The organism is Luteitalea sp. TBR-22 (genome assembly GCF_016865485.1).
In the GTDB taxonomy this organism is placed as follows: Bacteria; Acidobacteriota; Vicinamibacteria; order Vicinamibacterales; family Vicinamibacteraceae; genus Luteitalea.
The window spans coordinates 1,033,683-1,057,949 of record NZ_AP024452.1 but is presented as its reverse complement, the minus strand read 5'-3'; the positions used below and the strand labels follow the sequence as shown (position 1 = coordinate 1,057,949).

Here is a 24,267-nt window from a genome sequence, read left to right as displayed (position 1 = left end):
ACCAACGGCGGGGTGGGACACCCCGCCCTACCTCTGAGCTGGCGCGGCACCGCGCTCTACCGTGCCCGTCTGGTCAGGCCGTCGCCGATCTTCGCCACGCCGGGAATCATCACCGGCACCTTGCCGCCGATGGCGCGCTCGCCGAACAACGCGCCTGCCGCCGATCGTTCCGCGCGATCGTAGAGGTCGTACGTCAGCAGCACCGACGGCAGCGTCGGCAGCCCGATCACCGCGTAGGGGCTGCCGAAGATCACCCCGACCACGGGCACCTTCGCCGCCGCACCGGTGCGCGCCAGCGCGGTGATCGTCGACACCACGCCCGGCGCGAGATCGACACGGCCCGTGCCTGACGCGACACGCACGAATGCGCCGACGACGATCGCGTCGTAGCGGGGCGCGGCGGCCCTGAGCAGCTCGAGCTCGCCGGGCGTGGTGCGGTCCGAGAGTTCCACCGCCGTGACGCGCAGGTCCCGCGCCCGCAGGTCGGCGAGCAGCGCACGCCCCGGCGCGGCGACACCCCAGTTGCCCGCCGTGTCGACGGCCGACACGTAGAGCACCTGCGCCTGCGCCGGGAGGGTCAGCGGCACCGACGCCGGCTCGTCGCGCAGCAGCGTGATGGCGCGCTGGCTCACCTCGTCGGCGACGGCGGCATGGGCCCGCGTGCCGACGATGGTCGCGATGGCATCGAGATCGACGCGGCGGTTCAGGTGCAGCCCCAGGCGCGCCTTGGCTTCGAGCACGCGTCGCACGGAGGCCTCGAGCTGCGTGGCCGGGATCCGGCCCGACGCCACGGCGTCGCGGAGGGCTGCATGCGCGGCGCGGTCGTCGGGCGAGTGCAGCACGATGTCGTTGCCGGCAGCGAAGGCCCGGACTGCGGCCTCCCCGGGCGGCAACGCACGAGCCACCGCGTCCATCTGCATCGAATCGGTGACGGCCAGTCCCTCGAAGCCGAGTTCCTTGCGCAGCAGGCCGGTGACGATCGGCGCGCTGAGCGTGCTCGGCGTGTCGGGCGCCGGATCGATCGCCGGCAGCACCAGGTGACCGACCATCACCGCGCCGACGCCCGCGGCGATGCCGCGCCTGAACGGCAGCAGCTCGATGGCGTCGAGGCGGGGGCGGTCGTGCGGCACCCGCGGCAGCCCGAGGTGCGAGTCGACATCGGTGTCGCCGTGGCCCGGGAAGTGCTTGAGCGTGGCGATCGCGCCTCCCGCCTGCAGGCCGCGGGCGAACGCCGCGGCGAGCCGCGCCACCTGCTCCGGATCCTCGCCGAACGACCGCGTGTTGATGACCGGATTGTTGGCGTTGTTGTTGACGTCGGCAACCGGCCCGAACACCAGGTGCACGCCGAGCGCGCGTGACTCCACCGCGTTGATGCGGCCGGCCTCGAAGGCCAGGCGCTCGTCGCCCGCCGCGCCGAAGGCCATCGCTCGGGGAAAGGCCGTGGCCCCGGCCAGCCTGAACGCGACGCTCGTCTCGAAATCGCCGGAGTTGAGCAGGGGCACCTTCGACAGGGCCTGCAACCGGTTGAACATCGACGCCGACGCGTACGGGTCGCCGAGCGTGACCACCGGGTACGTGGGGTTCAGCAGCACGCCCGGCGACGGCAGCCGCCCGCCGAACACGAGGAAGCCGCCGAGCCGCTGCTCCTCAACCAGGCCCTTCAGCGCGTCGAACGTCGTCGAGTCGCTGCTGGTGTACGTGCCGAAGAACGACGAGGCCAGCACCTGGCCGACGCGCTCGTCGAGGGAGAGCCCCGCCAGCGTGCGGTCCACCCAACGGCGGGCCTCCTTGTCGAGCGGCGGGATCGCCTCCCGCGCGCTCCCCGCCATCGCGAGGGCGGCAGCAAGCAGCGAGGCGAGCAGCAGGGGTCGGCAGGCGCGGGCAGCCATGCGGCGATCCTACGCCGGCGGTCGCGCGAGCGGTCGCTGCGATAATGGGGCGATGTCTCACACCGAACACCGCGCCGCTGCCCCCGCCTCCGTCAGGTGCGCGGTCCTCACCATCAGCGACACGCGCACGGTGGAGACCGACACGGGCGGCGCCCGCCTGGTCGCCCTGCTCGAGGGCGCCGGGCACCAGGTGGTCGGGCGCGGCCTGGTCCGCGACGACGAGAGCGCCGTGCAGCGCTGGATTCAGGCGCAGCGGGCGCGCGACGAGGTGGACGCGATCTTCACGACGGGCGGCACCGGGATCGCCCGGCGCGACACGACGATGGAGGCCATCGCGGCGATGTTCGACAAGCCCCTCCCCGGCTTCGGCGAACTGTTCCGCATGCTCAGCTACCAGGAGATCGGCGCGGCGGCGATGCTGAGCCGGGCCTGCGCGGGCGTCACCCAGTGCCGCATCCTCGTGGCACTCCCCGGGTCGGAGAATGCGATCAGCCTGGCCATGGAGAGGCTGGTGCTTCCGGAACTGGGCCACCTCGTGCGCGAAGCGAGGCGATGACCCCGGCCCTCGTGCTGGTCGGCTACGGCCACGTCGGCCGGAGGTTCGTGCGGCTGCTCGACGAGTCACGTGAAGCGCTGGATCGTCTCGGCATCCACCCTCGCATCGTTGCGGTCAGCACGCGCAGGCACGGGGCCGTGGTCGACCTCGCGGGACTCGACGCCGCCCGCATCGACGCGGCGCTCGCCGACGTTGCGCCCGCGTCGCCATCGTCGGTGGCGTTCCTCGACGAGGTGCTCGGGCGACTGCGGGCGCACCGTGACGTGACGCCGGTGGTCGTCGAGGTCACGACGCTCGACATCGAGTCGGGCGAACCGGCGATTGCGCACGTGCGGACGGCGCTGGCCAATGGCGCCGACGTGATCAGCGCCAACAAGGGGCCCGTCGCATTCGCCTATCGCGCGCTGCTCGCCGCCGCGCAGGCGGCCGGCCGCTCGTTCCTGTTCGAGGGCGCCGTGATGGACGGCATCCCGGTGTTCAACCTCGTACGCGAGACGATGCCGGCCGTCGTGATCCGGGGCTTTCGTGGCGTGGTCAACAGCACGACCAACGAGATCCTCACGGCACTCGAGCGCGGCGAACCGTTCGCCGCGGCGCTGGCGCGGATGCAGGAGGCCGGCATCGCCGAGGCCGACCCGAGCCATGACGTCGAGGGCTGGGATGCGGCCGCCAAGGCCGCCGCGCTGGCCAACGTGCTGCTCGACGCCGACGTGACCCCGCACGATGTCGTCCGCGAGGGCGTGGGATCCGATGCAGGCGAGCGGGCGCGCGCCGCCCGTGCGCAGGGCCGCAGGCTGAAGCTCGTGGCGACGGGCCGCGGACACGGGGCCGAGGTGTCCGTGCGCGTGCAGCTCGAGGAACTGGCGGCAGACGATCCGCTGGCGATCCTCGACGGTCCCGCCAATGCCATCGAGTTCGACACGTGGCCGCTCGGGCGCGTGGTGATGACGCAGCGCGACGGCGGGCTCGAGATCACCGCGTACGCGCTGCTCGCGGACCTCGTCAGCGTCTGTCGGTACGACTGACGGCTGACGGCTGACGGCTCAGGGCTCAAGGACCGCATTCACACAGGTAGGGCGCGGTGTCACCACCGCGCCGTTAGCGGTTCGTGGATCGACAGTACGAGTAGAATCCGGGCGAGGTCCACAGATGAGCAATATGGACGGGCACGACTGGGTCACCCTGCATCGGCTCCGGTTCCCGGACCGGGTGTCGTCGCGCGAGCGCGTCTTCCCCACCGTGGCTGGTCCCGACTGCTGGATGTTCGGGCCGCACTACGACGTCGGTCCCGACGGCATGCTGACCGGGGTGAGCGACGTGTGGGGCGGCGTCGGCATCTGGCACAGCCGCGCGGCGGCCGAAGCGATGGTCGAGGCGCCGGGTGAGGCGCTGCCCTGGCTCGGCGAGGCCGTCGCCTCGTGGCACTGCCTGGCCGTGCCGTTCGCGCATCGCGGCGCCGTCAACTGGCGTGGGCAGGTGCAGAAGGACGAGGCCATCCGCGCGGCCCCGGCCGACCCGGGCGGACCGCTGATCGTGCTCACCTCGGCGGGCTTCGCCTCGCGCGACGCCGAGACGATGCCGCGCATCCTGCGGTTCGTCGCCGGCGTGGTGGCGGTGCTCGAGGACTACGGCGCCCAGCCCTCGAACCTGCGCCGGGCGGCGTTTCGCGGCGGCTTCGACGGACGCGACGGCTTCACGTGGTCGCTGTGGCACTCCGACGATGGCATGAAGCAGGCAGCGTACAAGCCCGGCACCCACCGCGGACGGCTCGATGAGGACAACGCCGGGCTGCTCTCGGATCGCTCGTCGTTCACGCGGCTGCGCGTCGTCCGCAGTCGGGGCGACTGGGACGGCGAGGTGAGCTGGGCGCATTCCTGACGCGTGACGCGCAGGTGAGCGTGAGTGAGTCGAGCGACGCCGCAGCCAGGTCGTACCGAGGCTTCGGCTCGCGAACACCGCGGCCGGCACGGTCTGGCGGATCGTGGGCGCGCGGCCCGGCCAACCAGGGGTCGCCCCCAGGCCACATCGGCCGGTCGCCCTGGCATCTGGTGTAACGTCTGGCATGCCTACGCTCACGCGGCGTGCCTTTGCCGCCTCCCTGGTGACCGTTGCCGCAGCGCCACGCCTCGTGGCCCGGCAGGCCATCGTGCGTCCAGCAGCCGCCACCGAGCTCGCGTGGCTCTCACTCGCGGACGCGGCGGCCCTCGTACGAAGCCGGAAGGTCTCGCCCGTGGAACTCACCGCGGCGTGCCTCGATCGCATCGCCACGTACGACCCGAAGCTGAACGCCTTCATCACGGTCACGCGCGAGGCGGCGCTGGCGCAGGCGAAGGTGCTCGAGACCGAGGCGGTCGCGGGCAGGTTCCGCGGTCCGCTGCATGGCGTCCCCGTGGCGCTCAAGGACAACATCGATACGGCTGGCGTGCGCACGACGGCGGCCAGCGCCGTGTTCGACGATCGCGTGCCGAAGGAGGATGCCGAGGTCGTGAGGCGCCTCACTGCCGCCGGCGCCGTCATGTTGGGCAAGCTCAATCTGCACGAGTTCGCCAACGGCGGGACGTCGGCGACCAGCTACTACGGACCCGTGCGGAACCCCTGGGCGCTCGATCGCAATCCGGGCGGGTCGTCGGGAGGGTCGGCGGCGGCAGTGGCTGCGGCACTGTGCTACGGGGCACTCGGCACCGACACCGGCGGTTCGATCCGCACGCCGAGTTCCTACTGCGGCATCGTGGGGCTCAAGCCGACCTACGGGCTCGTGTCGATCCGCGGCATCGTCCCGCTGGTGCTCTCGCTGGACCACTGCGGCCCGATGACGCGCACCGTGGGTGATGCGGCGCTGATGCTCCAGGCGCTGGCCGGGTACGACCGCCTCGACATCGCGTCGGTGGAGCACGCCGCCGAGGACTACGTGTCTGCCGCGCGCCAGTCGGTGAAGGGACTTCGCGTCGGCGTTGCGCGCGTGCCGTTCTTCGATCACCTCGACACCGACGTCGCCAGGGCCGTCGACGCGGCGCTGACGACCATCGCGACGCTCACCGGGACCAGCCCCCGCGAGGTGGTCCTGCCGTCTGCGGCGCCTGGAAGCCTCGGCGCCGAGATGTACGCGTATCACGAGCCGCTCTTCACGAGGATGGCCCAGCGCTACCAGATTCCGACGCGCCGGAACCTCAACGGCGACAGGGACGCCAGGGCTGCCGACTACATTCGTGGCCACTGGACCGTCGAGCTCATACGCCGCACGATCGACGACAGCTTCGCCGACGTGGACCTGGTAGTGCTGCCGACCCGACGACGCACACCCCGAACGGTGGACGCGGCGCTCCAGCGCGAGGAGAAGGACGTGCCTCGCAACCCCGAGCTCGAGAACACCGGACACTTCAACGTGTACGGCATCCCGGCCATCTCCGTGCCGTGCGGGTTCACGACCGCGGGACTGCCGGTGGGCCTGATGATCGCGGGGCCGCGCTTCTCGGAAGGCCGCGTTCTCGCCCTGGCGCGGGCCTACGAGGCGGCCACCGACTGGCACACGCGCCGCCCGGCGCTCTCGCCCGACACGCCCGTGCCGCCGCTCAAGCGCACCGAGAGCGACGACCGCGACTGACCCACGCCGCTCGGCCGGAGCAGCACCCGGCCGCCGCGGTGAGCGATACTGACCGGGCATGGATTCGGTAGCGATCGCCCCATGCGGCCCGCTCGATGCCCGCGTGCGGCCGCCAGGTTCCAAGAGCCTCACCAACCGGGCGCTGGTCTGCGCCGCCCTCGCTGACGGCCCCTCCCGACTGACCGGCGTGCTCGACAGCGAGGACACGCGGGTGATGATCGCCGCGCTCGAGCAGCTCGGGCTGGCGCTCGTCGTCGACCGCGATGCCGCCACCATCGACATCACGGGCTGTGGGGGTCAGCTCGCCGTTGACCGCGGCGAGGTGTGGGTCGCCAACAGCGGGACCACGATCCGCTTCCTGACGGCCATGCTCGCGGCCATTGGCGGGCACTACCGGCTCGACGGCGTGCCGCGCATGCGGCAGCGGCCGATGGGCGACCTGCTCGCGGCGCTCGACGCGCTCGGCGCCAGTTGCCGCGCGGAATCGCCGGGCGACTGCCCTCCCGTGGTGATCGACACCCGCGGCCTGCACGGCGGCACGGCGGTGGTCGGCGGCGACATCTCGAGCCAGTTCCTCAGCGGCCTGCTGATGGCCGCGCCGTACGCCGCGGCCCCCGTGGACCTGCGCGTGGACGGCCCGCTGGTCTCGCAGCCGTACGTGCACATGACCCTCGGGGTGATGCGCGCCTTCGGGATCGACGTGGATGGCAGCGACCTCCGACGCCTGACGGTGCCAGCCCCGGGCCGCTACCGCGGCACGGCCTACGACATCGAGCCCGATGCGAGCGCGGCCAGCTACTTCTGGGGCGCCGCTGCGATCGCCGGCGGGACGGTGACCGTCGAGGGGCTCGGGTCGCAGGCGCTGCAGGGCGACGTCGGATTCGTCGAGTGCCTGCGCGCGATGGGCTGCGGTGTTGCCGAGACGACGACGGGACTGGCGGTGACCGGTGCGCCGCTGCGCGGCATCGACGTCGACATGAACGCCATCAGCGACACGGTGCAGACGCTCGCCGTGGTGGCGCTGTTTGCCGAAGGACCGACGCGGATCACCGGCGTGGCGCACATCCGGCACAAGGAGACGGACCGGATCGGCGACCTCGCGCGCGAGCTGCGCAAGCTGGGCGGCCTCGTGGAAGAACACGGGGACGGCCTCACCATCACGCCGGCGCCGCTGCACGGCGCGACCATCGAGACCTATGACGACCATCGCATGGCGATGAGCCTGTCGCTGGCCGGACTGCGCGTGCCGGGTGTCGTGATCACCAACCCGGCGTGCACCGGGAAGACCTACCCGCGGTACTTCGAGGACCTGGCGCGCGTGTGCGCGACCGCCGTCTGAGACGCGGGCTACGGCGTCTTGCGCCTGGCGCAAGCCACTGGATACACTCGGGCATCGCATCACGGTCGCAGGTCCTCCCTTCCGCCGGCTCGTTCGGTCGTCCCTGAACGCACGTCCATCGGTCAGAGGTCTCCCCATGAAGAACATGTCCCGCGCGTGTGTCGTGCCGTTGGTGCTGGCCACCACCGCCGCCGCACTCGCCATCCCGTTCGACGGCGTGTTGCTCGACGACTTCACGCAGTTCCCCTATCTCTGGCGGTCATCGCCGAACGTGACCCTGGACCGACTGGTGATTCCCGCCGACGGTCCGCTGGCGCTGCCGGGACAGACGACCGACGAAGCGGTGCTGTCGGTGACGCCGCCCCTCCGCATCGCGGTGCAGGTGCAGGGGAACCGCTGCAAGGGCGGCAACGGCGTCGTGGCGGTGGTGGTGCCGACGACGCCGTCGTTCGACGCCGCGACGCTCGATGAACGGACCGTCACCTTTGCCGGCGCGCGCGAGGCCCACGTGGACGCGGCTGGCGTGCCTCGTCGGCACCTGCAGGATGCCGACGGCGACGGCGACCTCGACCTCGTGTTCCACTTCCGCGCCTCGCAGATCGGCCAGGCCTGTGGTGCGGCCACCACGCCGCTGAACGGCTGGACGTTCGACGGCCAGGCGGTGACCGCGGGTGGGGCCGACGCCTGGTTCGGCCGGGAGTTCGTCACGCCCCAGGACTGGAGCGCCGCCGATGGCCTGCGCTTCTGGTACTACGGCCGCAACAGCGGCGACACCATCGCCGTGGACGTGCTCGACAACCGCGCCGCGGATCCCGGACCGGCCGGCTGGACGCTGGTGTGGTCCGACGAGTTCGACGGCGCGGCTGGCGCTTCGCCTGACGCCAGACACTGGACGCCCGAGGTCGGGGACGGCACCGCGCAGGGCATCCCCGGCTGGGGCAACGAGGAACTCGAGTACTACACGGGCGACCCTGCCAATGCGGCGACCGACGGCGCCGGTCACCTGGCCATCACGGTGCGCGAAGCCGACGGCGCCCTCACCTGCTACTACGGCCCGTGCCGCTATACCTCGGCGCGCCTGATCTCGCAGCACAAGGTCGAGTTCGGGTACGGACGCGTCGAGGCGCGCGTCAAGGTGCCGGCGGGCGCGGGGCTCTGGCCGGCCTTCTGGAGCCTCGGCTCCAACATCGGCCAGGTCGGCTGGCCGCAGGCCGGCGAGATCGACATCATGGAGTTCGTCGGACGGGTGCCCAACGAGATCTTCGGGACCATCCACGGGCCGGGCTACTCGGGCGGGAGCTCCTTCTTCGGCACGTACGACTTCGGCACGCCCGCGCACCAGGCGTACCACACGGTGGCGGTCGAGTGGCAACCCGGCCGGATCGACTGGTTCGTGGACGGCGTGAAGTACCACACGGCCACGCCGGCCGACGTGGCGCCGCGCCAGTGGGTCTTCGATCACCCGTTCTTCCTGCTCCTCAACGTCGCGGTCGGTGGCAACTTTGGCGGCCCGGTCGGCGCCGACACGGTCTTCCCCGCCACGATGCTCGTCGACTACGTGCGCGTGTACCGCGGACCTGACTCGTCGGAACGCTTCGGCGCGTCGTTCGTGGACGACTTCAGCGGGTGGCGCGAGGTGGTCCTGCCCTTCAGCGACTTCGCGCGCGGCGCCGCGCAGCCGGCCGGCGCCCCGAACGACGGCTTCACGCGCACGAGCGTGTGGGGCTATCGCTTCCGCCTGCCCGACACCGGCATGGGCACCGGCCCCGTCCTCATCGACGGCGTCGGCCTCACGCAACCGTCGTCGGTCGTCGTCACCACGTCGGCCAACGCCGGCCCGGGCTCGCTGCGCGCGGCAGTCGCCACGGTGGCCAACAACGGCACCATCACCTTCGCGCCGTCGCTGGCTGGCGCCACCATCCCGCTGGCCGGGCCGATCGTGGTGGGCGGCAAGACGGTGACGGTGGACGCGGCGGCCGCGCCGGGGATCGTCCTGAGCGGGGGCGGAGCCGACCGGATCTTCATCGTCGACGCCGGCGCCGGGTTGTTGCTGCGCGATCTGACCATCGCGAACGGCTTCGGGTGGGATCTGGCCGGCGGCGTGCTCAACAACGGCACCCTCGACATGGACCGGTGCATCGTCACCAACAACGTGATGAAGAGCGGTGCCCTGGACTTCTGGAAGGGCGGCGGCGGCATCTACAACGGGGGTGGCAGCACCTTGCGGCTGCGGAACAGCACGGTGAGCGGCAACAGCGCCACCAACGGGGCGGGCGGAGGCGTGTACGCGTTCTTCGGCGCCAGCGTGCAGATCGAGAACAGCACCCTGAGCGGCAACACTTCCACCGACGTCGGCGGGGGGATTCGCAGCCTGAGCAACGCGACGCTCCTCAACAGCACGTTGAGCGGCAACCGGTCGACGGGCTGGCACGGCGGCGCCATCTTCCAGACCGACGGCGCCATGACCCTGACCAACACCACCCTCACGGGCAACGCCGGGCCGGACTGGGCACCGTCGGCCATCTTCGTCGGGACGTTCACCGCCGCCAACGCGTCGATGACGCTCCTCAACAGCATCGTCTCGGGCAACCAGTGGTACGCCTGCGAACTGGGCCCCTTCGGATCCGGGGTCGTGACGATCACCTCGTGGGGGCACAACGTCACGCAGGACGCATCGTGCAGCGCCGTGGCCAGCGACGTCATCGCCGCCGATCCACTCCTGGGGCCGCTTGCCGCCAACGGGGGGCCGACACTGACGCACATGCCGCAGGTCGGGAGCCCGGCGCTCGGCATCGCGGCGACGTGCCCCGCGACGGACCAGCGCGGCGTGGCGCGCCCGCAGGGGGCCTGCGACGCCGGGTCGGTCGAGCGCGAGGAACCGTGAACACGAGCCGACCGCACGACCACGGAGGGCGGGTTTCATGAGCGATGCCTCCCGCGCCGGACGCGACGGCGCGTTCGGTGGCATGCGGCCCTTCGGCGACGTGCTGCCGCTCGAGGAGGCGCGTCGCCTCATCGACGAGGCAGCACGCGTGGTCGATGGCGCCGAGTGGGTGGCCGTCGGCGAGGCCGCGGGCCGGGTGCTCGCGGCCGACGTGCCGGCGCCGTTCGACGTCCCCGGCTTCGACCGGTCGGCGATGGACGGCTACGCCGTCCGGGCGTCGGATGTGGCCGAGGCCACCGACGCGGCGCCTGTCTGGCTGCGCCTTGCCGGCCGCGCGCGTCCCGGTGCCGCGTTTGCCGGGACCGTCGCACCGGGCACCTGCGTGGACACGGCCACCGGCGCGCCCATCCCCGACGGCGCGGACGCGATGGTGATGGTCGAGCGCACGTCGCGCGACGCCGACCGCGTGAAGTTCACGCGCCCGGCGGTCCCGGGTGACCACGTGTCGCCCCGCGCCAACGACGTCCGGACCGGCGCGGTGGTGCTGCGCGGCGGCGACGTGCTCACCCCAGCGCGGGTCGGCGTGGCGGCATCCTTCGGCCTGCGAACGCTGCTCGTGCGGCGGCGCCCCGTGGTGGCGCTGATCTCGAGCGGCGACGAACTCCTCGATGCCGGGGACGCGGAAGGTCCGCCGCCCGCCGGACACATCTACGACGCGAACCGCGCGATGCTCGCCGCCCTGTGCAGGGCGTCGGGCGCCGACGTGCTCCCGCTGCCGCTGGTGCGAGACACGCTGCAGGCCTGGCGTGACGCCTTCGACGCGGCTGCCGGCGCCGACCTCATCGTGTGCTCGGGCGGCAGCTCCGTGGGCGAGCAGGACTACGGCGCCGACATCCTCGCCGAGCGGGGCGAGGTGCGGTTCCACGGCATCGCCGTGAAGCCGGGCAAGCCGACGGCATTCGCCCGGATCGACCGGGACGGCGGCGCGCAGTTCGTACTGGCGATGCCGGGCAACCCGACCTCGTGCCTGTCCAACGCGTACGTACTGCTGCGGCCGCTGGTGCGGCGACTGGCCGGCCTGCCCGCGCTCGTGCCGGTGACGCGTGAGGCGACGCTCACGCGTGCGTTGTCGTCGCCGGTGGATCGGCTGCAGTTCTACCCGGTGCGGCTCGACGGCGATCGGGCCGTGCCGGTGTTCAAGGGCTCCGGGGACGTGACGAGCCTGTCGGACGCCGACGGGTACGTCGAGGTGCCGATTGGCGTCGCGCGCGTCGAGGCCGGCACGCGCGTCCTGGTCACGTTGTACTGATCGCGGATCGCGATGACGGCCGACCTGAAGGTCGGCCGCTACGCGTGGGGCTCGGACATCCTCCCCTCAATCCGTGGGCGTCGACCTTCAGTACCCCCCGGCGTAGGCGTCGACATTCATGTCGACGCTCAGCGCTTCGCCTTGCGATCCAGCGGGTCGGGCAGCGCCTCGAGGTACGCGATCAGGTTCGACAGCTCCGCAGGCGTGAGCAGTTGCTCGAGGCCCGGCGGCATCATCGAGAACTCGACGGGCTCGACCGATGCGACGGTCGCGCGCGGCAGGCGCAGCGAGGCGCCGGGGCCCGTTTCGAGCAACAGCGCATCCGGCAATTGCTCCTTCACGATGCCGGTGTTCTCGCCGGTCTTCGTCCGCACGCGCCAGGTCTCGTACTCGCGCGCGAAGCTGGCGCTCGGATAGAGGATCGCCTCGAGGATGTCGTGGCGCGAGCGGATCTCGCCGATGTTGCTCAGGTCGGGCCCGAACGCCGCCCCCTGCGAGCCCACGGCATGGCACGTCGAGCAGGTCGCCTTGCCGAAGAACAGGCGCCGCCCGGCGTCGATGTCGCCGCGCCCGAGGCCGGCGTCGATCTGCTCGAGCCGCTTCAGGCGGGCATTCTGCCGCTGCTGCAAGGCGAGCATCAACGGCGCCGCCTGCGTCGGCACGGGCTCTGGGAACCGCGCCAGGCGGGTCGAGAGATCGCGCTCCGACAGCACGTCGAGCCTGTCGGTCGATCGCTCGAGGGCCCTCACCAATGCGGTGCCGACGCTGGCGCTCGTGCTGCGATCGAAGGCCGTGACGATGCGCGGCAGGAGGAAGGCGTCGGTGGTGGCGACGTGAGTCTCGGCCAGGGCGACGAGCTGGGCATCGGTCAGCGCCGCCTGCGAGAGGATGCCGGCGGCCTGCTGGCGGACCGGCGCCGGCTGTGCCTTGTCGAGCTGGGAGGACAGCCACGCGAAGGTGGGCTCGTCGAGCGCTGGCTTCACGAGCACGAGCGCGTCGAGCGCCTCGAAGCGCTGCGGCACGGGCGCCGCCGCATCACCGGCGAGGCGCGCGAGGTCGGGCGCGAGCGGCTCGATGCGGCGCGCCGCCACCAGCCGCATCACGCGAGCCCGCGTCGCCGCGTCGCCCGACGCGAGCCGCGTCCGCAGCGCCTCCACCCACGCCTCGGGCACCTTGCTCACGGGACACGCCTGCATCACGTCGAGCAGCAGCGGCGCCCGCTGTCCGGCCAGGCCGGCGGCGATGAAGCGCTGCACGTCGCCGTCCTTGCACACGCCGACCATCACATCGCGCAAGGCGGCGGCGTCCGCCTCGGCCAGCGCCGGCGCGTCGAGGCGCGCGCGCACACCCGTGATCACCAGGTCCGACCAGCCGGGATGATGCGAGGCGGCCCAGATCCCCGTGCGCCACAGCGCATCGTCTTTCGAAGTGAGGAAGGGACGCACGTGGTCCTGGGTCAGCCGATCGCCGTCCATCTGGTCGAGGGCGATGAGCGCGGCGCGGCGCACCGCGGTGGCCGGCGAGCCCAGGGCCGTGACGAGCGGCTCGGGCTGCTTCAGCGCGATGAGCGCGTGGATGATCGCGTGCTCGAGGAAGCGGTCGCCTGGCGCCTGCGCGGCCTTGAGCAGAGCGGGCACCGCCTCGGACCGGCCGAGCTGCTCGAGCGCCGTCGCCGATTGCCGCCGTACCGCCGGCGCGTCGGTCACCACGAGTCGCAGCAGGGTGGGCAGCGCGGCCTCGTCGCGCGCCAGGCCCGCGCTGCGCGCTGCCGCGACGCGCACCGCGACGTCGCGATCGGCAAGCGCCGCGCGGACCGCCTCACGCGCCGCCGGCGTGCCGATGCGATGCAACGCGAAGACGACGGCCGCCCGCGTCTCGGGATCCGAGCCGAGCCGACGCGCGTTCGCCAGCGTCGGCACCCCGCCCTCGCCGGCGCGCACGAGAGCCTCGAGGGCGCGATCGCGGACGACCGGCCGCGGGTCGGCCAGCAGCCCGCCGAGCCGCGCCGGGGTGAGCGACGCCCACGGAATCGACCCGCCGCGCGGGTCGGTGACGGCCGGGGCACCGGCCCTGCGGATGCGGTAGATGCCGCCGGCGACTTCCGGCTTGGCCACCCGCGACAGCGGGCAGCCCTTGATGAACCAGCCGCCGGTCTCGATCACGATGAGGCTGCCGTCGGCGTCCTGCAGCACGTCGGTCGGGTGCGAGTCGCCGCTGGTGGACGTCATGAACGGGAAGTCCTCGGTGCGGTAGGTCGATCCGCTGGCCGACACGACATGCCGCATCACGCGCCCGGTGTTGAACTGCGCGCTGAACAGGTTGCCGTGCATGTCGGGCCCGAGCGCCGTGCCGCGGTAGCGCGCCAGCCCCGACGGCGCGACGCGCGCCAGCATCGTCATCGGCGGCATCAGGTCGCCGGTCAGCTTCAGCTTGTCGGCGGCAATCACGTCGAGCGGCTTCGGGTAGACGCCGCCCTCCACCCAGTGCATCAGCGCGTCGCGCAGGCCGTCGCGCGGCTCGATGAAGTACGTCATCGTGCCGACCACGTCGCCCGACGGCATGAAGACGAGTTCGATCGAGTTGTCGAACCCGCCGCCAGACACCCACTCGAGACCGGTGCCGTCCGGCCGGACGCGCCAGATGCGCGCGCCCTTCCCCTCCAGCGTGTCGCCTTCCTTGCGCGTGATGCGGAAGCCCCGACGCGCGTCCGTGAGGTACAGGTATCCATCGGGGCCGAGGAACGGCCCACCGAGCGCGGCGCCGTTGACGTTGAGCGTCCAGCCCGTGACGACGACCTCCCGCTCGTCGGCGACCAGGTCACCGTTGGTGTCCTTCAGGCGCAGCAGGTGCGGGGCCGCAGACACGTACAGGCTGCCGTCCACCCACGCGCCGCCCTTCGGGAAGGGCAGCTTGTCGGCGTAGATGGTGCTGCGGTCGTACGTGCCGTCGCCGTTGGCGTCCTCGAGCACCCGGATGTGGTACGACGGCTTTGCCAGCATCTCCTCGGTGGTCATCGTGTTCGGCTCGGTGGACTCGAACACGAAGAGCCGACCCGCGTCGTCGGGCACGCCGAACATCGGGTACGACAGGAGTTCCGGCCCGGCGATGCGCTCGATGGTGTAGCCGTCGGGCACCTGCAGGTGCATCGACAACGGGGCGGGAACCTGCCGGATGGCGTGGCTGGACACCGACAGGACGGACACGACGAGCGCCGCCACGAGGGCGACGTGGGGGACTGTTGGGCGCGATGGCATGGGCGAAGACGTACAGCCTATCGCGACTCGCCGCCGTTGTGAGGCATGTAGACTCGGTCATGACCTCGCGCGTCGGCTTCCTCCTGCTGCTGGCCCTGGTGAGCGGCCCGGGGTGCCGCCGCGACGCCTCGCAGGCCCCTGACCTGATCGTCGTCGACGCCCGGGTCTGGACCGGCGATCCGGCCCGCCAGGAAGCGGAGGCGATTGCCGTCCGCGACGGTCGCATCCTCACCGTCGGCAACAGCGACGTGGTCCGATCCATGGCGTCCCCCGCCACGCGCGTCATCGACGCGCAGGGGCGACGCGTGGTCCCCGGGTTCAACGACGCGCACTGGCACCTGCCGCTGCGGCCGCAGGTGGACCTTGCGGGCGCGGGCCGGGTTGCCGAGATCGTCCGCCGACTGGGGGAAGGGCAGGCGTCGTTGGGCACGGAGGCGTGGCTCCTCGGGCGCGGGTGGGGTCCCTCGGACTTCCCCGGCCTGAAGCCGCATCGACAGTACCTGGACGCCGTCTTCGCCGGTCGCCCGGTGATGCTCACCGATCGCGACGGCCACCAGGTGTTGGTCAACGGCGTCGCGCTGGCAAGGGCCGGGATCACGCGCGACACGCCCGATCCACCCAACGGTCGGATTGGCCGCGACCCGAACGGTGAACCCACGGGCCTGTTGCAGGAGGCGGCCATGGCGCTCGTGCAGCGGCTCGTGCCACCGGTCTCGGAGGACGAGGCCTACCGCATGGTGCTCGGCGAGTTGTCCAAGGCAGCCTCGTACGGCCTGACGTCGGTGCAGGATGCGAGTGCCAGCGCCCCCGACAGCGTCCGCGTCAAGGCCTACAAGCGCGCCCTCGCGGCGCGCACGCTGCCCATCCGTGTCCGGGTCGCCGTCCCGCTCGAGAAGAACGTCACGCCGGAGCGACTGGCCGAACTCGTGCGCCTGCGCGACTCACACCCCGACGGCTGGCTCACGTTCGGGATCGCCAAGGGCATGCTCGACGGCACCGTGGACGGCCACACGGCGGCGCTGCTCGCGCCGTACGCCGACCGCCCGACCGACACCGGCCTGCCGATGTGGGATCAGGAGACGCTGAACGCCAGCGTCGCGGCCTACGACAAGGCCGGCCTGCAGGTGGAACTGCACGCCGTGGGCGATCGCGCGATCCGCATGGCCCTCGATGCGTTCGCGCACGCGGCGCGGGTGAACGGCACCACCGAACGCCGCCATCGCGTCGAGCACGTGGAACTGCCCTCGCCGGAGGACCTGCCGCGCTTCCGCGCACTCGGCGTGATCGCCTCGACGCAGGCGATGTTCGCGAGTCCCGATGCCGTCACGCTCGGCAGCTTCGCGCCGGCGCTCGGCCCCGAGCGCGCGTCACGCGCCGACGCCTTCGCGCTGTTCGACGAGGCGGGCGCCGTGCAGGCGTTCGGGAGCGACTACCCGGTGTTCACGATGGAGGTGATGCGCGGCATCCACGCCGCCGTCACGCGGCAGCTCCCGGACGGCACGCCGGCGGGCGGCTGGTATCCGCGCAACCGGATCGGCGTCGCGGCGGCGCTGCGGCACTACACGGTGGACGCGGCCTACGCGAGCCGCGAGGAGCGGGAGAAGGGCACGCTGTCGCCGGGACGCCTGGCCGACTTCGTGGTGCTGTCGGAGGACGTGTTCAGCATCCCGCCCGAGCGGTTGTGGGCGGTGAAGGCCATGGTGACCGTGGTGGGCGGGCAGGTGCGCTGGGGCGGGGGACAGAAGTAGGGCGCGGTCTCGCCTTCGGCGTTGCTCAGGGAAAGCGACCGCGCCGTGACGCACAGCGGCGCGGTGGGGACACCGCGCCCTACCTCCGTGAAGCTAGAAGCGCGCGTTGACGGCGTCCCAGTTGACGACGTTCCACCACGCCGCGATGTAGTCGGGGCGCTTGTTCTGGTACTTCAGGTAGTACGCGTGCTCCCACACGTCGAGGCCGAGCAGCGGCGTCTTGCCTTCCATCAGCGGGCTGTCCTGGTTCGGCGTGCTCGTGATCTCCACGCCGTCGCCGTTCTTGATCAGCCACGCCCAGCCCGAGCCGAAGCGGCCGACGGCCGCCTTCGCGAAGGCCTCCTTGAAGGCGTCGAACGAGCCGAACTTCGCGTTGATCGCCTCGGCCACCTTGCCGGTGGGCGCGCCGCCGGCGTTGGGGCCCATCACCTGCCAGAACAGCGTGTGGTTGGCGTGGCCGCCGCCGTTGTTGCGGACCGCGGTGCGGATGTCCTCGGGGATCGCGTTCAGGTCGGCGATCAACTGCTCGATCGGCTTGCCCTGCAGCTCCGGGTACTTCTCGAGCGCGGCGTTGACGTTGTTGACGTACGTCTGGTGATGCCGACCGTGGTGGATCTGCATCGTCTGCTCGTCGATGAACGGCTCGAGCGCGTTGTGGGCGTAGGGAAGCGGGGCGAGTTCGTAGGGCATATTCGTATTGTCTCCTTGAAGGCTCAGGGCTCAAGGCTCAGGGCTCAGAGAGCGTCGCTCATGGACGTCGCGGAGCGGTGAACCAAGGGCCTCGAGTCTGATGGTGTCTGAGCCGTGCGTCTCCGGCACTGGGCCTGTGGCTGTCTGAGCCCTGAGCCCTGAGCCCTGAGCCTGTCCATCACTGAATACTGAGCATCCTGTCGAGCGCCACCCGGGCCCAGTGCTTGGTGGGCTCGGGCACGACGATGTGGTTGTGGACCACGCCGTCGATCATTCCCTCGAGCACCCACAGCAGATGGTTGGGCGACACCCGGAACATCGTCGAGCACAGGCACCCGAACTGGTCGAGCGTGACGACGGTCTTGCCGGGCGCCACCTCGTTGGCCAGGCGGTTCACCAGGTGGATCTCGGTGCCGACCGCCCACACCGACCCGGGCGCCGACTCGCGCACGCGCTTGAGGATGTGCTCGGTCGACCCCGACTCGTCGGCGGCCTGGACCACCTCCAGCGGCACCTCGGGGTGCACGATCACGCGGATGCCCGGGTGCTGCTTCCGGATGTTGGCAATCTGCGAGACCGTGAACCGCGTGTGGACGGAGCAGTGGCCCTTCCACAGGAGCAGTCGCGAGGCGCGGAGCGCTTCGGCGGTATGACCGCCGGCGACCTCCTCCGGATCCCACACCAGCATCTGGTCCAGCGGCACGCCCATCTTCCAGGCGGTGTTCCGGCCGAGGTGCTGGTCGGGCATGAAGAGGATGCGCTGGCCGCGCGCCCAGGCCCATTCCAGGGTGGCCCTGGCGTTGCCCGACGTGCAGATGGTGCCGCCGTGCTCGCCGACGAACGCCTTGATGGCCGCCGAGGAGTTGATGTAGGTGACCGGGACGAGGCCCTCGGTGAGACCCATCGCCTCCAGTTCCCGCCAGCAGGTCGTCAGCTGGTCGAGGTCGGCCATGTCGGCCATCGAGCACCCCGCGGCCAGGTCGGGCAGCGAGACCTTCTGGTGGTCGGCGCCGAGGATGTCGGCGCTCTCGGCCATGAAGTGGACGCCGCAGAACACCACGAACTCGGCCTGGCTGCGGGCCTTGCACTCCCGCGACAGCTTCCAGGAGTCGCCGACCACGTCGGCGTGGACGAGCACCTCGTCGCGCTGGTAGTGGTGGCCGAGAATCAGGAGGCGGTCCCCGAGGGTGGCCTTGGCCGCCCTGATGCGGCGCTCCATCTCCTCGAGGCCCAACCCGAGGTAGCGCTCCGGCAGCGGTTGCCGCTGCGACAGGCTGGATTGCTCGTACTCGGTCAGGACCTTGACATCCATGGCTGGTCTCGATCCTAGCACCGCGGGCTATACTGGCCGTCTGTTCGATCAGGAGGGGTCATGGCACACGCTACGCATCCGGGCGAAGGAAAGAAGCCGGAAGAGTTCCGCAATTACGCCGCCGAGGCGCGCAGCACCGTCAAGGAGTTCTACCGTCTGAACCATCAGCACCAGACGCTGGACTTCGTGCTGGCCAAGAAGAAGGAGTACCTGTCGCTCGACCGCATGGAGATGACCGTGTGGGAGGCGCTCGAGTACCTCGAGCAGCTCGTTGACGACAGCGACCCCGACGCCGACTTCACCCAGATCGAGCACGCCATGCAGACGGCCGAGGCGGTGCGCGCCGCCGGACAGCCGCGCTGGTTCCAGCTGACCGGCCTGGTGCACGACCTGGGCAAGATCCTCTGCCTCTGGGGCGAGCCGCAGTGGGCCGTCGTCGGCGACACCTTCGTCGTCGGCTGCAAGTTCTCCGACAAGTGCGTGTACCCCGAGTTCTTCGAGGCCAACCCGGACTCGAAGAATCCCGCACTGATGACCGAGAACGGCATCTACGAACCGCACTGCGGGCTCGACAACGTGCACCTCTCGTGGGGGCACGACGAGTACATCTACCACGTGTTCAAGAACCACATCCCGCAGGGCGGCCTGTACGCGCTGCGCTATCACTCGTTCTACCCGTGGCACCGTGAGGGCGCCTACCAGCACCTCACCAACGAGAACGACCGCGAGTGCATGAAGTGGGTGAAGGCCTTCAACCGCTTCGACCTGTATTCGAAGGGCGACGCGCGGCCGAACGTCAAGGAACTCACGCCGTACTACAAGGACCTCATCGACGAGTTCGTGCCCGGCAAGCTGAAGTGGTAATTTGACATTGGAAATCTGAAATGCTCGTGCGCCGGCTGCGCCGAGCGCGGCGAAGGCCGACGGCCGAGCCGCCAGAGAATTTCAGATTCTCGAATTTCCCATTGCCAGCGAACACGAAGGGCGCGCCCACCGGCGCGCCCTTGCTGTATCCCCCGCCTCTTGCGGTCCTGCGCCAGCACGACCATACTGCTCATCCATCCAAGGTTGCCTGTGTCGCCCCGGAGTCCTCCTGGGCCGCACGGTCCGGCTCCTCCCGCCGGGCAGGGGCGACGTGTCTCGGGAGGAGGCGCCGTGAGCGCTGCCCTGCAGGTCCCCGTCTCGCAGCAGGAACGGTTCGTCTCGCTCGACGTCATGCGGGGGGTGGCCCTCTTCGGCATCCTGCTCATGAACATCGCCAGCTTCGGCCTGCCGTTCGCCTACGACGACCCCACCAACTACGGCGGGGCCACCGGCCCTGACCTCTGGGCGTGGATCGTCACGACGGTGGGCTTCGAGGGGACGCAGCGAGGGTTGTTCTCCATCCTGTTCGGGGCCGGCAGCCTGCTGCTGATCTCGCGCATCGAGCGACGCGGGGGCGACGCCTCCGACGTCTTCTTCCGCCGCAATCTCTGGCTCATCCTCTTCGGGATCGTCCACGGCTTCCTGCTGCTGTGGACCGGCGAGATCCTGTTCTTCTATGGCGCCACGGCGCCGTTCATCTTCCCGTTCCGGAAGGCCCTGCCGAAGACGCTCCTGGCCTTCGCGCTCGGCGGGCTCCTGGTGGGGGCCGCGTGGAATCTCGGCGACGCCATGGGCGCGCTGCGGACGCACCGGACCTTCCAGGAAGCGACGCGCGCCAGGGCCGCAGGCGCCACGTTGACCAGGGTGCAGAACAAGGCCCTGAAGGACTGGCCCGGCCTGGTCGAGAGCGCCAAGCCGCCCCGCGAGAAGATCGAGGAGCGCCTCGAGGTGAAGCAGCAGGGGTCGTACGCCCGCATCGTCGCGTATCAGGCGCCGCTGATGACCCACGCGGAGAGCTGGTACCAGTACCGGTACTTCTTCGACGTGTGGTCGATGATGCTGATCGGCATGGCGCTGCTGAAACTGCGATGGCTCGAAGTGGGGCGCGATCGGCGGCCGTACCTGTGGATGGTGCTGGTCGGCTACGGCGTCGGCTTCACCACGAACCTCCTGGAACTGCGCCACGTGCTCGCCTACGACTTCCACGTGCTGGCGATGCTGCAGGCCGCGGTGACCTACGACCTCGGTCGCCTGGCGATGACGATGGGCCACCTGGGCGCGTTGATGCTGTGGTGCAACAGCGGCCTGCTCGCCTGGCTGCAGCTGCGCCTCGCGGCCGTGGGCCAGCTGGCCCTCAGCAACTACCTCACGCACTCGATCGTGTGCGGCCTCCTGTTCAACGGGTTCGGCTTCGGCCTGTACGGGCGCCTGCCGCGCCACCAGCTGTACTACGTCGTGTTCGCCATCTGGGTGGTGCAGCTGGTGATCAGCCCGATCTGGCTGCGGCACTTCCGATTCGGCCCGGCCGAATGGCTGTGGCGGACCCTGACGTATGGCGAACGCCAGCCGATGCGCCGCGGCGCCCCGGCAGGGGACCAGGACCCGCTACCCGCCCCGGCGGCGTAGGGGCGGCACACCCTTGGCGCTAGACGTTAAACGTTAGACGTTAGACGTTACGCGTTACGATCCCCCCATGTCTCTCGACGAGCGCGCGTTCTTCAACGAGAAGCCCGAGACCCGGCCGGCGCGGCACCAGTGCCCGCGCTGCAAGCGGACCAACGAGTACCAGGTCCGCTGGGTGCGGCGCACGAAGAAGGACCGCCTGCCCGGCGGCGCCGACGAGCGCGACCGTGCGAAGTTCGCCAAGCTGCGCGATTACCTGCTCCGCGTCGAGGACGAGGTGACGTGCAAGGACTGCGGCAAGCGGTTCGAGATCCCGTCGCAGCAGTCGCTGGTGTTCGTCGACCAGATGGCCGGCCTGCCGAACGAGGAGGACCTCGAGCGGGAGATCGCCGCGGCTGCGGGGGAACCCTACACGCCACCGGCCCCGGCTGCCGAGGCCAAGCCGGCCATCCCCGCCCGCTTCCTGAGGAAGAGTACCGGGTGGAAGTAGACGGCGGCGCCATGCGCCGCACGGTGTCGGCCCGGCTCGAACTGGACGTGGGCGCGGATGCCGACCTGCTTCTCGCCATCGCCGTGGCATCCGGCTCGTACGCGGTGACCGAGCAACTGGTGATCACCCAGGGGGGCCGCCTCATCGACACCGACCCGGCGCCGATGAGGCACGGCACGCGCGTGCATCGCTGTCGCGCCCGCGCCGGGCGGGTCGACATCCGCTACGACGCCACGGTGACGGGACGAGCCGCGCCCCGACCGGCCTCCCCGGCCGACCTCGTGGAGTACCTCCGTCCGAGCCGCTATGCGGAGTCGGACAAGCTGCTCGCCTTTGCGACCGACCTGTTCGGTGGCCTCCGGGGTGCCGAGTGCCTGCAGGCCGTGGAGGCGTGGGTGCACTCCCGCATCCTCTACGTGTCGGGCTCGAGCGACCACACCGATGGCGCGGTGGACACCCTGCTGACGCGCTGCGGCGTCTGCCGCGACTACGCCCACCTGGTGGTGGGCCTGCTGCGGGCACTGGCCGTCCCGGCTCGCCTGGTGGCCTGCTACGCCCCCGGCCTGTCTCCCATGGACTTCCACGCCGTCGTCGAAGCGCACGTCGACGGGCGGTGGCTCGTGCTCGACGCGACCCGACTGGCCCCGCGATCCACGCTGCTCCGGATCGCGACGGGACGGGACGCGGCCGACACGGCCTTCCTCTCCTCATACGGGGGCGCCGTGACCGTCGGGGCACTGGAGGTCACCGCCACGAGCGACGGCGACCTGCCGCGCGACGACGGGTCGCCCATCGAGCTCGGGTGATCGGCGCGCGAGCGCGCGCCCCCGACGCCGGGTGTGGGTCCGACCGGCGTGCCGTAGAATTCCCCGATGAGCGAGTCGCCCCTCACACGTCGGGAGGTGCTCGGGTCGCTGGGCAGCCTCGGCGTCCTGGCCTCGACCGGGCTCGGATCCCCCATGCAGCCAGCGTCTCCCCGCGCCGCCGACGCCGCGTCTCGCCGCGCCGAACTCTACGCGCTCCTCGGCAGGCTTCCCGACCGGAAGCGTCCTGTCTCGGGCGAGAAACTGAAGGAAGAGGAACGCGACGGCTACGTGCTCGAGACGTGGCGCTACGACCTGAACGGCCTCGAGCCCGTGCCGGGCTACGTGGCCCGCCCGAAGGGGCTGACGGGCAAGGCGCCGGGAGTCGTGTTCTGCCACTCGCACGGCGGCGGCTACAAGATCGGCAAGCAGGAGTTCATCGAGGGCCGCAGTTACCTGCAGCCGACGCCCTACGCCAAGGCGCTCACCGACCTCGGCTACGTCGCCATCTGCATCGACACCTGGATCTTCGGCGAGCGCAGCCACACGAGCGAGCTCGACATGTTCAAGGCGATGCTCCTCAAGGGCCAGGTCCTCTGGGGAATGATGGTCTACGACAGCCTGCGCGCCGTGGACGTCTTCGTGCAGCGGCCCGACGTCGACGCCTCGCGCCTGGCGACGCTCGGCATGTCGATGGGCTCGACGGCGGCGTGGTACCTGGCGGCGCTCGACGAGCGCATGAAGGTGTGCGTCGACATCAACTGCCTCACCGACCTCGACGCGCTCATCGAGGACAAGGGCCTGTCGCGGCACGGCATCTACTACTACGTGCCCGACCTGATGAACCACTTCACGACGGCGCAGATCAACGCGCTGATCGCGCCGCGCGCGCACCTGGCCCTCGCGGGCCTGCGCGACAAGCTCACGCCGGTGGCCGGCCTCGACCGCATCGACGCGCACCTGAAGCAGGTCTACGCGTCGATGGGCGTGCCCGAACGCTGGCAGATGAACCGTTACGACGTCGAGCACCAGGAGACGCCGGAAGGCCGCCAGGCCGTCCTCGCGTTCCTTCGACGTTTTCTCTGAGAGGACCTTTCGCACGCCATGGCCGGACTGATCGCCGCAATCGACCTCAAGCGCAAGATGTACGTCGAGTTCGAGGACGCCCCCTACCACATGCTCGAGGTCGAGATCTCGCGCCCGACGGCACGTGGTGGCCAGACCCTCGTGCGCGTGAAGATGCGCAACCTGATCAACCGCGCCGTCTTCGACAAGACCTTCAAGGCCCAGGACAAGCTGAAGGAGCCCGACCTGGTGATGGTGCCGGCCTCCTACCAGTTCACCGACGGCACGGGCGTGCACTTCATGGACCTCGAGAACTTCGAGACCCTGACGCTCAACGAGGACATCGTCGGCGACGACCGCTACCTGCTCACCGACAACCTCGAGGTGCAGATCCAGAAGTTCAACGGCAACCCGATCGGCCTGCAGTTGCCGGTGATCGTCGAGCTGACGGTGGCCGAGACCGAGATGGGCAGCCGCGGCGACACGGCGAGCGGCAGCGTGACCAAGGCCGCCAAGCTGGACACCGGCCTCGAGCTGCGCGTGCCGCTGTTCGTGAACGAGGGCGAGAAGGTGCGCGTCCACACCGAGACGCGCGAGTTCGCGGGCCGCGCGTAGGCAGACGGGGCGTAGGCGTCGGCCTTGGCCGACGCGCATGTCGCCGGCGCTGGCCGCGCGGGCCGTGACGGTCGACCTGAAGGTCGACCGCTACGGCATCCGTCAGGCGTAGGCGCCGACCTTCAGGTCGGCGCGCAGCCCCCGGCCCGCACGGCCCTCGCCGGCTCCCCGAGCAGCCCTGTCCCTCGTCCCTTGCCCGCCCCGTCCCTCGTCCCGTGCCGCCCT

18 protein-coding genes are annotated in these 24,267 nt (G+C 70.9%); 14 read left to right on the top strand and 4 right to left on the bottom strand.

All coding sequences use genetic code 11. The features are described from left to right. Window positions 1–56: 56 nt before the first annotated feature. Complete coding sequence (locus TBR22_RS04335) at window positions 57–1,889, bottom strand: glycoside hydrolase family 3 protein (protein ID WP_239491730.1); 1,833 nt, start codon at window positions 1,887–1,889, stop codon at window positions 57–59. Window positions 1,890–1,941: 52 nt separating this feature from the next. Here TBR22_RS04335 and TBR22_RS04330 point away from each other — a divergent pair, with 52 nt between their 5' ends. The 7 genes from TBR22_RS04330 (at window position 1,942) to glp (ending at window position 11,578) form a co-directional block, all read left to right on the top strand. Beyond that, window positions 1,942–2,445 (top strand): molybdenum cofactor biosynthesis protein B, encoded by a 504-nt coding sequence (locus TBR22_RS04330; RefSeq protein ID WP_239491729.1) that lies wholly within the window; start codon window positions 1,942–1,944, stop codon window positions 2,443–2,445. Next, window positions 2,442–3,470 (top strand): hypothetical protein, encoded by a 1,029-nt coding sequence (locus TBR22_RS04325; protein ID WP_239491728.1) that lies wholly within the window; start codon window positions 2,442–2,444, stop codon window positions 3,468–3,470. Before TBR22_RS04330 ends, TBR22_RS04325 begins: the two co-directional genes overlap by 4 nt. A gap of 124 nt (window positions 3,471–3,594) precedes the next feature. Continuing rightward, window positions 3,595–4,323, top strand: coding sequence for a hypothetical protein (locus TBR22_RS04320; protein ID WP_239491727.1), 729 nt, complete (start codon window positions 3,595–3,597; stop codon window positions 4,321–4,323). 184 nt (window positions 4,324–4,507) lie between these two features. Continuing rightward, on the top strand, window positions 4,508–6,046 hold the full coding sequence (locus tag TBR22_RS04315; RefSeq protein ID WP_239491726.1) for an amidase: 1,539 nt from the start codon (window positions 4,508–4,510) through the stop codon (window positions 6,044–6,046). Between the two features lie 58 nt (window positions 6,047–6,104). After that, window positions 6,105–7,385: a 3-phosphoshikimate 1-carboxyvinyltransferase gene (gene aroA, locus TBR22_RS04310; protein WP_239491725.1), complete on the top strand. Its 1,281-nt coding sequence runs from the start codon at window positions 6,105–6,107 to the stop codon at window positions 7,383–7,385. A 136-nt stretch (window positions 7,386–7,521) separates the two neighbouring features. Further along, complete coding sequence (locus tag TBR22_RS04305; protein ID WP_239491724.1) at window positions 7,522–10,269, top strand: family 16 glycosylhydrolase; 2,748 nt, start codon at window positions 7,522–7,524, stop codon at window positions 10,267–10,269. Window positions 10,270–10,306: 37 nt separating this feature from the next. After that, window positions 10,307–11,578, top strand: a complete 1,272-nt coding sequence (gene glp, locus TBR22_RS04300; RefSeq protein ID WP_239491723.1) for a gephyrin-like molybdotransferase Glp — start codon at window positions 10,307–10,309, stop codon at window positions 11,576–11,578. A gap of 128 nt (window positions 11,579–11,706) precedes the next feature. Here the strand turns inward: glp and TBR22_RS04295 are convergent, their stop codons facing one another. Further along, window positions 11,707–14,832 (bottom strand): PVC-type heme-binding CxxCH protein, encoded by a 3,126-nt coding sequence (locus tag TBR22_RS04295; protein ID WP_239491722.1) that lies wholly within the window; start codon window positions 14,830–14,832, stop codon window positions 11,707–11,709. A gap of 59 nt (window positions 14,833–14,891) precedes the next feature. Between TBR22_RS04295 and TBR22_RS04290 the strand changes: the two genes are divergently transcribed. After that, entirely contained in the window at window positions 14,892–16,580 is a 1,689-nt protein-coding gene (locus TBR22_RS04290; protein WP_239491721.1) for an amidohydrolase, read from the top strand. Between the two features lie 93 nt (window positions 16,581–16,673). Here the strand turns inward: TBR22_RS04290 and TBR22_RS04285 are convergent, their stop codons facing one another. Together TBR22_RS04285 and nadA are read right to left on the bottom strand one after the other, a co-directional pair. Continuing rightward, complete coding sequence (locus TBR22_RS04285; protein WP_239491720.1) at window positions 16,674–17,270, bottom strand: superoxide dismutase; 597 nt, start codon at window positions 17,268–17,270, stop codon at window positions 16,674–16,676. A 178-nt stretch (window positions 17,271–17,448) separates the two neighbouring features. After that, window positions 17,449–18,582 (bottom strand): quinolinate synthase NadA, encoded by a 1,134-nt coding sequence (nadA, locus tag TBR22_RS04280; RefSeq protein ID WP_239491719.1) that lies wholly within the window; start codon window positions 18,580–18,582, stop codon window positions 17,449–17,451. A gap of 60 nt (window positions 18,583–18,642) precedes the next feature. Between nadA and TBR22_RS04275 the strand changes: the two genes are divergently transcribed. The 6 genes from TBR22_RS04275 to TBR22_RS04250 all read left to right on the top strand — a co-directional run bounded on the left by TBR22_RS04275 (window position 18,643) and on the right by TBR22_RS04250 (window position 24,042). Next, entirely contained in the window at window positions 18,643–19,446 is an 804-nt protein-coding gene (locus TBR22_RS04275; RefSeq protein WP_239491718.1) for an inositol oxygenase, read from the top strand. Between the two features lie 291 nt (window positions 19,447–19,737). Next, a complete protein-coding gene (locus tag TBR22_RS04270; RefSeq protein ID WP_239491717.1) occupies window positions 19,738–21,072 on the top strand; it encodes a DUF418 domain-containing protein in 1,335 nt (444 codons plus the stop codon). A 67-nt stretch (window positions 21,073–21,139) separates the two neighbouring features. Next, window positions 21,140–21,559 carry a hypothetical protein gene (locus TBR22_RS04265; RefSeq protein WP_239491716.1) on the top strand — a complete coding sequence of 140 codons (420 nt, stop codon included), beginning with the start codon at window positions 21,140–21,142 and terminating at the stop codon, window positions 21,557–21,559. Window positions 21,560–21,570: 11 nt separating this feature from the next. Continuing rightward, entirely contained in the window at window positions 21,571–22,365 is a 795-nt protein-coding gene (locus tag TBR22_RS04260) for a transglutaminase family protein (protein WP_239491715.1), read from the top strand. Window positions 22,366–22,431: 66 nt separating this feature from the next. Further along, window positions 22,432–23,448 carry a dienelactone hydrolase family protein gene (locus TBR22_RS04255; RefSeq protein ID WP_239491714.1) on the top strand — a complete coding sequence of 339 codons (1,017 nt, stop codon included), beginning with the start codon at window positions 22,432–22,434 and terminating at the stop codon, window positions 23,446–23,448. Between the two features lie 18 nt (window positions 23,449–23,466). After that, window positions 23,467–24,042 carry an elongation factor P gene (locus TBR22_RS04250; RefSeq protein ID WP_239491713.1) on the top strand — a complete coding sequence of 192 codons (576 nt, stop codon included), beginning with the start codon at window positions 23,467–23,469 and terminating at the stop codon, window positions 24,040–24,042. The last annotated feature ends 225 nt before the right edge of the window (window positions 24,043–24,267 follow it).